The following is a 13,001-nucleotide window of genomic DNA, read 5'->3' as shown; positions in this document are numbered from 1 at the left end:
GGAACAAGGACTGTGTGTTCTTTTGTTCTCCAAAGCAAGCTTTTGGTTTTCCAGAGCAAGCTTTGTCACTGATCTAGTTGTATCGCATTTACTCTGGAATGGATAGTGGCTCGCACTTTGAATTCTTATCTTGAGATTTTTTCTGCGGGTTATGCTGGTAGTAATCGCTGCGTTTCCAGGCTTGCTCAACGAGCTTTTGCTCTGTTTCGGTTAAGGGTTTGTAGCCCCGTGACTCACTCCAACCATAACCCCAGCGAAAACTGGTGGGTAAAAATGGAGTTCCGCCCAAACGAACACCCATATACATAATTTTACTGAGCTTTTCTTTACCTAGCTGACTTACGCATTGTTCGAGTCTTTTATCCGATTGTTTACGTTCTTCTTTTGTACCTCCCGCCCAATAATCTCGGTCGTGAGCAATACAACAACCGAGCCATAATTGATTTTCTTTTAAAGTGCCGTCTGGGAATGCACTACATCCATCAGTGGTAAAGGGAGCCAACTCTGCGCTTTTAACCATGAGAGGAAACAGCATTAAACAAGACAGGTGATAAATTTTCATTGGGTGAAAAAGCTACTAAGAAGATCGCAAAGAACCACTTATACCTGAATCAAGGAGTTAAGAGAAGCCCTGCGAGGTTGACTGCATCTGGCAACTTAAGTTGTCCAGCTCCATAGGATTTACTTGTTTGCCGTCCATGGCATTCTCAGACTGAAGGAAACTAGAAAAAGTCACTAAGCGCGTTTTAGCGCCTTTGGTTTTAATAGACGTGCTAATTTGTGCATTGGGGTTAATACAATGACATTTCCAAGAATGACGAGTGAGAAACCTGCAATGGTGGTGTATTCCCAACGGAAGTCTTCAAACAAGGAACTGAGTACAACGGCTACCAGTGGAAACAACACGATGCTGTAGGATGCTTTTTCTGGGCCTATGTCTTTAAGCAGTAAAAAGTAGCAGGCAAAGGCAATGACCGAGCCAAAAATAGACAGATACAACAACGAAATCCAATAAGAGGGTGTGGAAGTAATCGTTAAAGGTGTGCCTTTAAATAAAACAATAACCAGCATTATTAAGGTGCCATAAAACATTCCCCAGGCATTGACCTGTAAGATAGGAAGCTCATGATTAGAGTTTCTTACACTGACCATGTTACCGAGTGACGCAACCAGAGTTCCGGTCAATACGAGTAATAATCCCTGTATGCTGTCATTTTGTAAGTTGAAGTCTTGTAAATCTGGCCAAAACAAAACCACGATCCCCATGACACCCATGATGGCGCCCAGGTAGATGCGTCCCGCAATCGGTTTACCAAAAAACAAACGAGTATTGATGATGTTCATAAGCAACATCGTCGAAAAGGCAATGGAAGTCATGGCTGAACTCAGGTATGTCTGAGCCCAGTACAGAATCAGATAGTTGAGACTAAAATTCATGGCTGCCAATAAGACAATATAGCCATGATCTCGCGCCGAAAACGTCATCGGCAGTTTTTTCCACCAGCAGTAAGCCCACATAATCAGCGCAGATAGAGCAAACCGATAAATCAGCGATGCTTCTACAGCGACTTCTCCTAGTTGAAACTCAATGGCAAGCCAGGTCGATCCCCAGATTAATACGGTCAATATGTATAAAGCGGTGCTTTTCATAACTTTATAGCTCCTGGTGAATAACCTAATGTTTCGGTTCTATCAGTAGACTGAGAAAAAGGGCCCCTGGAAAAAAATAGATCCAGGGGCCAACTCACAACTGCTCTGAATTTAGGAGAGCGGTTGTTACTATATCTGTTCTGTGTATACTTAACATATACAGAAATTATGAAATGTGACCTATACAGATTGGGTGTGGTCATAAGGCATGTCAATAAAGCTCTGGGAGATGTGATTGTGGTGATGGCCGTGAGTAAAGATCAGGAAAGCTTCTTATATCAGCAAGTTATTAATCTGATAAGGGATATGAAGTTGAATGGCACATTGCGCCCTGGAGATAAACTCCCATCGCTACGAAACCTGAGTGCAAAACTTGAAGTGAGTGTACCTACCGTCAAGCAGGCTTATATTGAGCTGGAAAGACAAGGGCTGGTAGAAGCAAGGCCCAAGTCAGGCTATTACTTAAAAGCGTTGCAAGCTGAGAGTGCTCGACCTACTCGGCATAGTATGACAAGTAAACCTGTGTTGGTGCGTAAGCAATCCTTGATCGAACAGGTTTATGAAGGTGTTCATCGACCAGACTGTATCCCGTTGGGATTAGCTAATCCTGTAATGGCTCATCCATCTGATAAAGGACTGGCTAGAACCATGCGCCGAGTCATGAGCACTGGTGGCGCAAAAGTGATGTCCTATGGCCCTATGGATGGTTTCGCACCACTCAAGCGTCAGCTGGCAATGCGTTATTTGGATTTTGGTCTTCAAGTCGCGCCAGAAGAAATAACGATCACCAATGGTGCTCAAGAGGCGATTGCTATTGCACTTCAATGTGTCGCACAGAAAGGGGATGTCATTGCTGTTGAATCACCGTGTTACTTCGGCATTCTCGAATTGATCGAAAGTCTCGGAATGATGGCTCTCGAAATTCCTGTGTGCAGTGATGATGGAATTTGGCTTGATGATCTTGAGCAAGCGTTAAAAACTCAAAATATTAAAGCGTGTGTATTTTCTAGTTCGATCAATAATCCTGTGGGTTCATACATGCCAGATTGTCGTCGCAAACGTTTGGTGAATATTTTAGAAGAACATGATGTGCCTTTGATTGAAGACGATGTTTATGGCGATCTATATTTTACGGCACAAAGAGGAATGCCTGCGCAGTGCTTTTCTGAAAAAGGTCTGGTTCTTACCTGTGCATCTTTTTCAAAAACAGCGGCTCCCGGTTATCGTATTGGCTGGATCCTGGCAGGAAAATACGCCCCAGAAGTTAAACGACTTAAAAGAGCTTTGTCTTGCTCATCATCGCTATTAAATCAATGGACCTTGTCTGAGTTTATTGCCAGTGGTGACTATGATCGAAACATGCATCGGTTGCGGCAGGTTTTATTGTGTAACAAAGAGAGGATGATTGCGCAGGTTCAACAACACTTTCCAGAAAATACTCGCGTCTCGGATCCTAAAGGTGGAGCCGTGGTATGGGTGCAATTACCTGATGGAAGTGATACCGCAGAATTATTTCATCTGGCTCTAAAAAACAAAATCAGCATAGCACCAGGTGCTATTTTTTCTCCTACTTGCAAGTTTAATCACTGTACTCGACTAAGTTATGGTTTGCCCTGGAATGAACGTTTAGAAGAAGCCATTGCTGTTCTTGGTCAGTTAGCTAAAGAGCAATTAAAAAAGGCTCAATGAATCTATTCATTGAGCCTGATTCACTACTGCACCTGAAAGGCGACAGATATAATTACTTTTTGCGCCGGAATGCCAGCAACAAGAGCAAACCAGCAGACCAGCCCAGCGAGCCGCCTCCACCGCCACTATTGGTGCTACCAGAGTTGTTCCCGCCATTGTTATTGCCTGACTGTACTGTGATTTGTTTGGTTATCACATCAGTGGCTCCCAGATCATCGGTCACTGTGAGCTCGACAGAATATGTGTTAGCGCTGGCAAAGGTGTGGCTGACTGTCTGACCATCTAAGGTTGTTCCGTCACCCAGTTTCCATTGATAGCTATTGATGGTTCCATCATCGGTACTGGATGATGCATTAAAAGAACAACTTAAGTTTGTGCATTGTTCTGTGAAAGCTGCATTAGGGCTATTATTACTGCCTATCGTCACAAAGATCGCACTTACTGCGCCCCAGTTACCAGCACTGTCTTTTGCTCTAAAAAAGAGTGTATGGCGGCCAAGGCTTAGATTGGTTGTTTCCATCTGCGCGACCATTTTTTCTCGCGGATGACTTAAGCTGCCATCTTCAGCTTGAAGTGCAATAGCTTTTGCTCCGCTGGCCCAAGGAGGTGTATCAACATAGACTTCGGCTTCTTCAATTCGATGTCGTGGTTCATCAGGGTTGTTACGACCACTATAGTATCGTGTGTCATCAGCCATGAGAGAGATACTCATCGTTGTCCCGGCAACAATTTGAGGGTGAACGCCATTGTTGTTGACACTGATAGAATAGATATCTGGTCCTGCTGGTAATTTATAAGGTGCGCGTAAAATTTTGGCTGCATAATAAAGCGCAGGTAAATTCTTGGGTCTGACATCATTTTGATAACTGGAACAAGGTTCAAAGAAAGCGTTGCCAAGTTCAAAGGTGATTGCTGGTACGCCAAGTTCACCATAACTAACATCATCGCTGGTACCATCGGTAGGATATAAACCAACACTTTGCATTGGCTCGTACTTATTAAAGTAAGCTAGCTTTCTACCCATGGTTCGAAAAGCTTCACCATTCGGCGATGCTGTTGAGGTATGTCCGTAAGGCCAAAGAACTAATTCACTGTAGCTGTGCAGATCAATGTGCATTCCTTGAGTGTCGTCAGGTGCGGCATCATTTTGATTGGGGCCTCTACGATCGGGGAACAATGAACGGACATAGTTCTCTACTGCTTTAGTTTCTGGCTCAGAGCCAGCACTCGGTCCACGATAAGTATTACTACAAGCATCACCGCTGGAACCATTGGGCGTCACGTTCCAGTAGTAAGTAAAGTTTCGATTTAAATCAACGCCTGTTAGGCCACCTGGGCAATGGGCATCATTGGTATTCTTGCGCCAGGAGGCTCCACGTTCTGCTTGTTTTCGACCATCCGGATTAGTCTGTAATAACAGGTGGATCTCATGATGATCGAGAAGCCAGGTGGCATCGGCATTGTTATCATACTTTTGGAGTAGATCTTTTGCGAAGTCGAGATTAAGGGCCGCAGGTGCATACTCACGCGCGTGCATTGAGCTGTGAATAAATAACTTAGGTTTATTTCCGGTAATATTTTTATTGGTAAGTTTTAATACCATCAAGTCATAACCGCCTACGCCTTGAGATTTTTGCCAGGAGTTTCCTATATCAATCCACTCAGCAAGATGGCTATGATCATTGGTAAGTTGCTGTGCCTGCTGAAATGTTTCTTCTACGGTTGCATAACATTCGAAACCTGCAATACCAGGTTTGTTGTGAGAAGTTACATCTAAACGCTTAGCTTTGAGGTAAGCATCTCTTTTTTTGAGCCACTGGGTGGCGGGTTCGATGTGCAGACCTAAGGTTTCTAGTTTAGACAGTGTCAGATCAGAAATATCTGCAATGATAAATTTTTTATTGGGATCTGATTCCAGTAAGTCTGCATGTAAGCTGATGGATGCTTTGTTAAATTCATCGATGCTAGAAGTGTAAATTTTAACAATGTTTTGTCTGCTCGATGTTTCTTGCTGTATCCAATCTTTCGAATCTTCAGCATTGGAACTCATTGAAAGAGCTAACGTTATGGCTATAGGTAATATTTTTTTCATGAACAGATACTCTATGATGACATACTGTGAGACTAACAGCTTGACTTACTATTGTCGGTGAATAATTCACATTACACACACTTAATTATTCCGTAAAATTGCCAATATCCAGTTTGTATATTCTTTTTGTATCTTTCATGAAACAATTCGTTACTTTTATCAAAAAAACAAGCGTGTGTTTTGCTGCTGTCCTGACGGTAGCAGGATGCCTAAACACTGATATTTTTCCTTCTAATGTACAGTCCATTGCCAGCGAGTATCGTGAGTTAAAGTCTGCGAAAGGGCACTATAATGGTGGCCAGTGGCGTGATGAGCTTGACAAGTGGAAAGGGAAAAAGCATGAATTAATGAGTCAACTTGCTGACTATATTAATCAATCATCCATATCCAGAACTCGCCTTACTGAGCTAATGGGAGAGCCCGATGAATGGAGAAATAATCTGGCCGTTTATTATTGGCGTGGTCATCATGATTATTTACTCGTTCAGTGTTCTCCAGAGTGCAACAAAACCAATTGGTTTTATTCTTACGAATAAACTCCCATCGCCACATTGATGGGATGTTTACTATTTATTAATATCAGCCCAACTAATAGAAAATTTCGCCAGATATTTTTGCAGTCTTGAAGAGTCATTGGATTGCTTTTTTAACGTCCTGCTAACATTAAAGAGTTCCCGTCCTGCAGCCGCCATCGAGGGATGTTGCCGACAGCAGTTTAAAACATAATTAAGCTGGTTTTGGTCAAACGAATCCAGATCTGCTATTTGTTCGGAGCTCAATATCTGGCTTATTACATTTTCGACCGTCGTTGTCTGGCCACTAGACCATTGCTGTGATAGCCGCTCTATTTCTTCCTTAACTTCTCTTAAAGTGATTCGAGCGCCTTCTGCAAGTGTTGCCATGCGAATAATGGCAGCGTTGAGATCACGGAAGTTCCCCTTCCATTGAGATGAAGGGGACAGAGCAAAAGCTAAAAACTTGTCTCGAGCTTCTTTATTAAAGTCGACATTGGTGGCGTACTTTTCTACATATTGTCGTAACTCATAGTCGATATTGGGTTCAATATCTTCTCGCCGTTCTTTTAAAGCCGGTAATTGATAGGTCCATAAATTGATCCTTGCTAGTAAGTCTTCTCTAAAACGTCCATTGACGCTGTCTTCAAAGAGATTTCTATTGGTTCCTGCTATCAACTGAAAGTCACTATTTATTTCTTTGTCGCTGCCAACGGGATAGAAGCTTTTATTTTCTAGAGCATGTAATAGCATTGCTTGCTCATCCAGACCGAGCTCTCCAATTTCATCAAGAAAAAGGACGCCCTGATCGGCGCTTTTCAGAAAACCCTCTCTAGATCTTTGTGCGCCAGTAAAAGCGCCTTTGGTGTGTCCAAATAGTGCGGCCATTGCATTGTCGCCACGAAGTGTCGCACAGTTCACCGAAACGAAGGGGCCAGATACCATCTCTCGACGCTTTTTTAATTCATAAACCCTTGATGCGAGTTGAGACTTTCCTGCACCTGTTGGGCCAGTGAAGAGAATCGGTGCTTGTGATCGAATCGCTACTTTTTCGACTTGCGTAATGAGCTGATTAAAGTTTCTATTCTTGGTCGCTATCCCTCCTTTAAGGAAATCTTCTCCTTCCAACCTCTGTTCTCGAAAACGAGAAGCGATATGATCATAGCGTGATAGGTCCAGATCGATTATTTGGTGTGTGCCGCTGACCTTGTCATTGCCTGCTGGGCTGGTTTGAATGAGACGACCAGGAAAATGTCGGCTCTCTGTTAACAGGAATGCACAGATCTGGGCGACATGAGTACCCGTAGTAATATGAAACAGGTAGTTGTTCTTATCTGTGTCGAAGTTTATTGAGCGGCAAAAGTCGAACAACTTTGAGTAGACTTCTTCAAAATCCCAGGGATTCTGAAACTCTATAAGTTGATGAGTGACACTCGTTTCTGGAGAAACAGAATGAATATCTTCTTCTATGGTGTCGGCAAGTTTCTGGCTGCGTTTTTCGTGCAGCAGATGAAGCTCATCAATGATCAAATCGGGTTGGCTGCATAACCCAACATTCGGACGCCACTTTGACCAACGACGTGTGTTCTTTCCGGCATAATCTAACTGAGTACCCAGTATACTGATAGCTATTGTTTTCATGACTTTTGGATAATTGTATATCTATTTAGATATTTTAGTTTTTTGTTTGTTAAATTGCTAGTGTTGCGCTCTTTAATGGAAGTCTCTTTTTATGTTAATAAAATCAATTGGTTATCTGTTATTTTGGCCTTTTATTGAAAAGTTGGCATCGAACTTGATATTACTATTATTAGTTTTTGATGAATTTAAACGATTCAATTGACTAAAATTTTGTTGAGTCGTTGACGTAAAGTTAATAGTTAGAGGTATATAGAATGTGTCAGGAAGCGAATTTTCAGATTATTGAGCACGAAGGAAAAGCGCCTATTAAAGCTTGGGTTCAAGGCGTTCCTTTTGAGGAACAAGCCCAACAACAGTTGAACAATATTGCAGAGTTGGACTTTATTCACTCACATATTGCTGTTATGCCCGATGTTCACATGGGAAAAGGAGCAACCATCGGAAGTGTTATCCCATCAGTGAATGCTGTTATCCCTGCGGCGGTGGGAGTTGACCTTGGGTGTGGGATGGTGGCTACTAAAACGAGTTTAAAGGCTCACCAACTACCCGATAACTTGAGTGGGATTCGCCATGCTTTTGAAGCGGCGGTTCCTCATGGAAGAACAAAAGGTCGAGATCGAGGAGCCTGGCATAACATCCCTGAGTTGGTGGGGCTGCAATGGCAAGAGTTAAAGCCTCGTTTCGATGCGATTACAGCAAAGCATCCAAAAATTGCGAAAAGTAATCATATTAATCATCTAGGAACTATGGGGACAGGGAATCACTTCCTCGAGTTGTGTCTGGACGAAGAAGACAATGTCTGGATCATGTTGCACTCAGGAAGCCGAGGTGTAGGAAATCGAATCGGTAACTATTTCATCGAACTGGCAAAGAAAGATGCCGAGAGAAATAACGTTCATTTACCAGATAAAGATCTAGCCTATTTGAAGGAAGGGAGTGATTACTTTGATGATTATGTTGAAGCGGTTGAATGGGCTCAGGATTACGCGCGGAAAAACCGTGAAGTCATGATGGCCAATGCGATCAATGCATTTCGACGAGAGCTTGGCTTTGATTTTGTTACGGACGAAATGGCTGTCAATTGCCACCATAATTATATTTCCCGTGAGCATCATTTCGGCTTGGATTGCTATGTTACAAGAAAAGGAGCTGTGCGAGCCGAAAAAGGTGAGCTAGGAATTATTCCTGGAAGCATGGGTGCACGATCATACATTGTTCGAGGACTGGGAAACCCTGAGTCATTTAATAGTTGTTCTCATGGTGCAGGAAGAGTGATGTCGAGAACAAAAGCGAAAAAATTATTCACGATTGAAGATCAGATTGCTGCGACTGAAGGCGTTGAGTGTCGAAAGGATGCTGGGGTTATCGATGAGATCCCTCAGGCTTACAAAGATATTGATAAAGTTATGGAAGCACAAAGCGATTTGGTTGAAGTGGTAGCGACTTTGAAGCAAATTGTTTGTGTGAAGGGATAAGAAAGAAAAATGACAATTAGAATTAACGGAGCACAAGGCGAAGGAGGAGGGCAAATTTTAAGGAGTTCTCTAAGTCTTGCTGCAATGACTGGCCAGAATATCGAAATTTTTAATATCAGAGCTGGACGTCATAAACCTGGATTACTGCGCCAGCACCTGACTTGTGTGCTGGCTGCAGCCGAAATTTGTGATGCTGAGGTTGAAGGGGCTGAGCTAAGAAGTTCATTCGTCCGCTTTAAGCCAGGCAAGATAAAAGGAGGGCAGTATCATTTTAAAATTGGCAGTGCTGGTAGTACTACGTTAGTTTGCCAAACGGTTCTGCCTATCTTGATGATGGCTGATGAAGAGTCAGATATAACTTTCGAAGGAGGCACTCATAATGGTATGTCTCCTTCCTTAGATTTTTTGCGGTCATCGTTCTTACCGCTCATGAAGCGTTTAGGGCTTAGCTATGAAGTCCATGTTGAAAAATTAGGGTTTAATCCTGCGGGTGGTGGATATTGGTCTCTTAAGATGAAACCTGTTAAGCAGTTACGTGAGTTAAATTTACTGGAGACAGCGGATGAGAGTGATTATGAATTGTCTGGTGTATTAAGCCAATTACCAGAGAATATTTTAACACGAGAGTTTGACACTGCATGTCGATATCTAAATTGGAATCCATCGACTTTTAATAAACATATAGAAGATGGCCCCGGATGCGGTAACGCATTGTTATTGCACTTAAAACAAGATGGATACCACATCGTTTATGAAGAAGTTGGGCAAGTTGGAGTGAAAGCAGAAAACATTGCAAAGCGTGCGGCAGGGAAAATGAAACGGTTTATTCGGTCGGGTGCAGCCGTCGATGAGTATTTAGCTGATCAGCTATTACTGCCCATGGCCATGGCAGGTGTTGGAGCTTTTACAACGCGTAAATTGTCTATGCATACTCAAACCAATATGGACGTTATCAAATTGATGACAGGTATTGAATTTAAAACGGATAAGCTTGATGAAGACTGCTGGAAAATTTATGTTGATAAAAAATAATCGGAATGGTGATTGCGGTTAGCTGTGAGTTTATATAAAATGACGTTCTAAATTTGAACTTAACATTAAGGTATGAGCAAGATGCTAATAAGCAATCAGCATACAAGTCGATTAAAAGAAGCAGTAACGCCACAAGGCGTCTGCGGAGATCTGCTCGTGTCTATTATTTCGTTTGAACGTAAATCATACGTAGCAGATAGATAAAGCACTTCCTTATTCGGAAGTGTGGCTTCCGGATAAGATAAAAACAAAGTTTTTATAAAACCCGGAAGCAATTAGCTCCGGGTTTTTTTATGTCTGAAATATATGGTTATAAGAAGCAGCACTGATGATGAGATTGTATAGAGAGCACAAAAGAGGCCAGCTTGAAGTTCGATATTAGCCTCTTGAGTCGAGTTTTTCGTAACAACCTAAGTGTTATCCTCCTTATTAGGCGGGAGGCTTCTATATGCTTTAAAGTTTGCATAACTTATTGATTTTAAAGTGAAAAACAAGATAATGTGTTTGACAGGGAAAACAAATTCTTTATAGAATAAAAAACATCGCAGGCAAGCCAGCTTAAAACTAGCTAAGTGCTTAGCCTAATAAATTAAACTGATAACTGGATAATGACTTTTATCTCGTTGCAGGCAGGAGCTTAAATCCTTGGATTTAGGCAATATTATTAATCAATAACTTAATAAGGCTGAAGATAGTGTTTATTAATGGCTTTACACATAACTGCTCAATACTAGCAACATCACGTTTGCTACCTTGTGCTGTGAGCCTGAAAAACGAAAGTTCAGTAGAAGATAAAGTTTTGGATTCTTGACCTCCTGTTATACAGAGAGGTGAAAGCCTCTTAGGATTTATAAAACCCGAGAGGCGTAAGCCCTCGGGTTTTTTTATGCCACTTATGATGGCAACGTTCTTTAAAAATTGGGTGTTCAGAATTGCTATCACTTATTCGTGAGTTTGATAAAGGAAACTAGTACGTCATGGAGTGACAAAGGAAAGTAAAAGGTTACGGAGTGACAAAGGAAAGTAAAAGTTACGGAGTGACAAGGGAAAGTAAAAGTTATGGAGTGACAAAGGAAAGTAAGAGATTACGGAGTGACAAAGGAAAGTAAGAGATTACGGAGTGACAAAGGAAAGTAAGAGATTACGGAGTGACAAAGGAAAGTAAGAGATTACGGAGTGACAAGGGAAAGTAAGAGGTTACGGAGTGACAAGGGAAAGTAAGAGGTTACGGAGTGACAAGGGAAAGTAAGAGGTTACGGAGTGACAAAGGAAAGTAAGAGGTTACGGAGTGACAAGGGAAAGTAAAAGTTACGGAGTGACAAAGGAAAGCAAAGGGTTACGGAGTGACAAGGGAAAGCAAAGGGTTACGGAGTGACAAGGGAAAGTAAAGGGTTACGGAGTGACAAGGGAAAGCAAAGGGTTACGGAGTGACAAGGGAAAGCAAAGGGTTACGGAGTGACAAAGGTAAGCAAAGGGTTACGGAGTGACAAAGGAAAATGGCTGGGGATGGAGAAAGTTGGGTGGTTTGTTGAAGTACTCGAACAGGCTGGAGAATGAACAATGATTATTTTATTAATCAAAGCACTGAACAGGTTTAATTGGGATGGGCCTGATTAAACATAACACACAGCCCCACAACGGAATGATTCTGTGTGGGGCTTTTATTTGGATAACACTCTTATAGAGGGATTAAAAATGACTAATAAATTGCACCTAAATGTTGGAACCATTGGACATGTGGATCATGGAAAAACGACATTAACGGCAGCTTTGACACAACTTCAAGCCGCGATTATCGGTGGAGATGCACTTTCGTTTGATCAAATTGACAACGCGAAAGAAGAGAAAGAGCGGGGTATCACGATTAATACATCACATGTTGAGTATGAGTCTGAAACTCGCCACTACGCGCACATTGATTGTCCTGGGCACGCTGACTATATCAAGAATATGATCACGGGCGCTGCACAAATGGATGGAGCAATTCTATTAGTTGATGGTACAGAAGGTGCTGCAAAGCAAACCATTGAACATATTCTTTTGGCGCGACAGGTTAATGTAGAACATATCGTCGTCTTTGTGAATAAAATGGACATGTTATCCGATGCTGAGCGAGACGAAATGGCATCGCTCGTGCAAATGGATCTCGAAGATCAACTTGCCTCTCAGGGATATGAAAATGTGCCTTTTGTTTTTGGTAGTGCGTTGCAAGCCATGACGGCCATTCAAGCAGGCAATTTCGATGCACCTCAGACTGAGTGTATCAAGGAGTTGGTTGCTCAGTTAGACAGTGCTATTCCTGATCCTTCTCGAGATTTTGATAGCCCGTTTATGATGCCAGTTGAAGATGTTTTTACCATTGCTGGCCGAGGAACTGTGGTAACTGGACGAGTAGAGCGAGGCTCTTTGAAGGCGGGTGACGCTATCGAAATTGTTGGTCTAAATAAAGATAAGAATGATGCCATTGTTGTCACTGGCACTCAGGCTTTTCGCAAAGATGTTGATGAAGTTCGAGCCGGAATGAACGTTGGTCTATTGCTTCGTGGTATTAAACGAGATGACGTATGTCGTGGGCAGGTGATTACGGCTCCTGGCGTTATTGTTCCTCAACAAAAGGCGCAGGCTCAAATCTTTGTTCTTACCAAAGAAGAAGGTGGACGTCATACTGGATTCAGTGACGGATATAGCCCCCAGTTTTTCTTCGGAACAACGGATGTGACTGGGCATATTAAAGTGCTGAATGATACAGGAATGATTCATCCAGGTGATCAATGTTTGATCGAGGTTGAGCTATTGAAACCCGTTGGCATGGAGACTGGTGTTCGTTTTGCTATCCGAGAAGGAGGTAAAACGGTTGGTGCCGGGATCATCACCGAGGTTTTAGATTAACCAAACAAAAAAGGCTGTCGA

Annotated in this window: 9 protein-coding genes; 5 read left to right on the top strand and 4 right to left on the bottom strand. The window is 42.4% G+C overall.

The window, feature by feature from the left end; all coding sequences use genetic code 11:
* Window positions 1–88 precede the first annotated feature (88 nt).
* Both NH399_RS12990 and NH399_RS12985 read right to left on the bottom strand, forming a co-directional pair.
* Window positions 89–562: an FAD-binding oxidoreductase gene (locus tag NH399_RS12990; RefSeq protein ID WP_253040690.1), complete on the bottom strand. Its 474-nt coding sequence runs from the start codon at window positions 560–562 to the stop codon at window positions 89–91.
* 173 nt (window positions 563–735) lie between these two features.
* Window positions 736–1,650, bottom strand: coding sequence for a DMT family transporter (locus NH399_RS12985; RefSeq protein WP_253040688.1), 915 nt, complete (start codon window positions 1,648–1,650; stop codon window positions 736–738).
* A gap of 249 nt (window positions 1,651–1,899) precedes the next feature.
* Here NH399_RS12985 and NH399_RS12980 point away from each other — a divergent pair, with 249 nt between their 5' ends.
* The gene (locus tag NH399_RS12980) at window positions 1,900–3,339 is read left to right on the top strand and encodes an aminotransferase class I/II-fold pyridoxal phosphate-dependent enzyme (protein WP_253040686.1); all 1,440 of its coding nucleotides are present in this window, start codon (window positions 1,900–1,902) and stop codon (window positions 3,337–3,339) included.
* 52 nt (window positions 3,340–3,391) lie between these two features.
* Here the strand turns inward: NH399_RS12980 and NH399_RS12975 are convergent, their stop codons facing one another.
* Entirely contained in the window at window positions 3,392–5,431 is a 2,040-nt protein-coding gene (locus NH399_RS12975; RefSeq protein WP_253040684.1) for a M14 family zinc carboxypeptidase, read from the bottom strand.
* Between the two features lie 137 nt (window positions 5,432–5,568).
* On the opposite strand from NH399_RS12975, the gene NH399_RS12970 reads away from it, so the two are divergent.
* The gene (locus NH399_RS12970; RefSeq protein ID WP_253040682.1) at window positions 5,569–5,967 is read left to right on the top strand and encodes a hypothetical protein; all 399 of its coding nucleotides are present in this window, start codon (window positions 5,569–5,571) and stop codon (window positions 5,965–5,967) included.
* A 30-nt stretch (window positions 5,968–5,997) separates the two neighbouring features.
* On the opposite strand, the gene rtcR is transcribed toward NH399_RS12970, so the two are convergent.
* A complete protein-coding gene (gene rtcR / locus NH399_RS12965; RefSeq protein WP_253040680.1) occupies window positions 5,998–7,584 on the bottom strand; it encodes an RNA repair transcriptional activator RtcR in 1,587 nt (528 codons plus the stop codon).
* A 254-nt stretch (window positions 7,585–7,838) separates the two neighbouring features.
* On the opposite strand from rtcR, the gene NH399_RS12960 reads away from it, so the two are divergent.
* From NH399_RS12960 to tuf, 3 genes are all read left to right on the top strand, one after another.
* Window positions 7,839–9,059: an RtcB family protein gene (locus NH399_RS12960; protein ID WP_253040678.1), complete on the top strand. Its 1,221-nt coding sequence runs from the start codon at window positions 7,839–7,841 to the stop codon at window positions 9,057–9,059.
* Window positions 9,060–9,068: 9 nt separating this feature from the next.
* Window positions 9,069–10,091: an RNA 3'-terminal phosphate cyclase gene (rtcA, locus tag NH399_RS12955; RefSeq protein ID WP_253040676.1), complete on the top strand. Its 1,023-nt coding sequence runs from the start codon at window positions 9,069–9,071 to the stop codon at window positions 10,089–10,091.
* Between the two features lie 1,695 nt (window positions 10,092–11,786).
* A complete protein-coding gene (gene tuf / locus NH399_RS12950; RefSeq protein ID WP_253040674.1) occupies window positions 11,787–12,980 on the top strand; it encodes an elongation factor Tu in 1,194 nt (397 codons plus the stop codon).
* Window positions 12,981–13,001: the final 21 nt, after the last annotated feature.

The sequence above is a fragment of the Pleionea sp. CnH1-48 genome, from assembly GCF_024124665.1.
Classification (GTDB): domain Bacteria; phylum Pseudomonadota; class Gammaproteobacteria; order Enterobacterales; family Kangiellaceae; genus JAMXSB01.
Note: the sequence above shows the minus strand (reverse complement) of the source record. Positions and strands in the feature narration are given on the sequence as shown.

Coding starts and splice junctions, on each gene's coding strand:
- NH399_RS12990 (WP_253040690.1), bottom strand. CDS start 562: ATGAAAATTTATCACCTGTCTTGTTTAATGCTGTTTCCTCTCATGGTT.
- NH399_RS12985 (WP_253040688.1), bottom strand. CDS start 1,650: ATGAAAAGCACCGCTTTATACATATTGACCGTATTAATCTGGGGATCG.
- NH399_RS12975 (WP_253040684.1), bottom strand. CDS start 5,431: ATGAAAAAAATATTACCTATAGCCATAACGTTAGCTCTTTCAATGAGT.
- NH399_RS12970 (WP_253040682.1), top strand. CDS start 5,569: ATGAAACAATTCGTTACTTTTATCAAAAAAACAAGCGTGTGTTTTGCT.
- rtcR (WP_253040680.1), bottom strand. CDS start 7,584: ATGAAAACAATAGCTATCAGTATACTGGGTACTCAGTTAGATTATGCC.
- NH399_RS12960 (WP_253040678.1), top strand. CDS start 7,839: ATGTGTCAGGAAGCGAATTTTCAGATTATTGAGCACGAAGGAAAAGCG.
- rtcA (WP_253040676.1), top strand. CDS start 9,069: ATGACAATTAGAATTAACGGAGCACAAGGCGAAGGAGGAGGGCAAATT.
- tuf (WP_253040674.1), top strand. CDS start 11,787: ATGACTAATAAATTGCACCTAAATGTTGGAACCATTGGACATGTGGAT.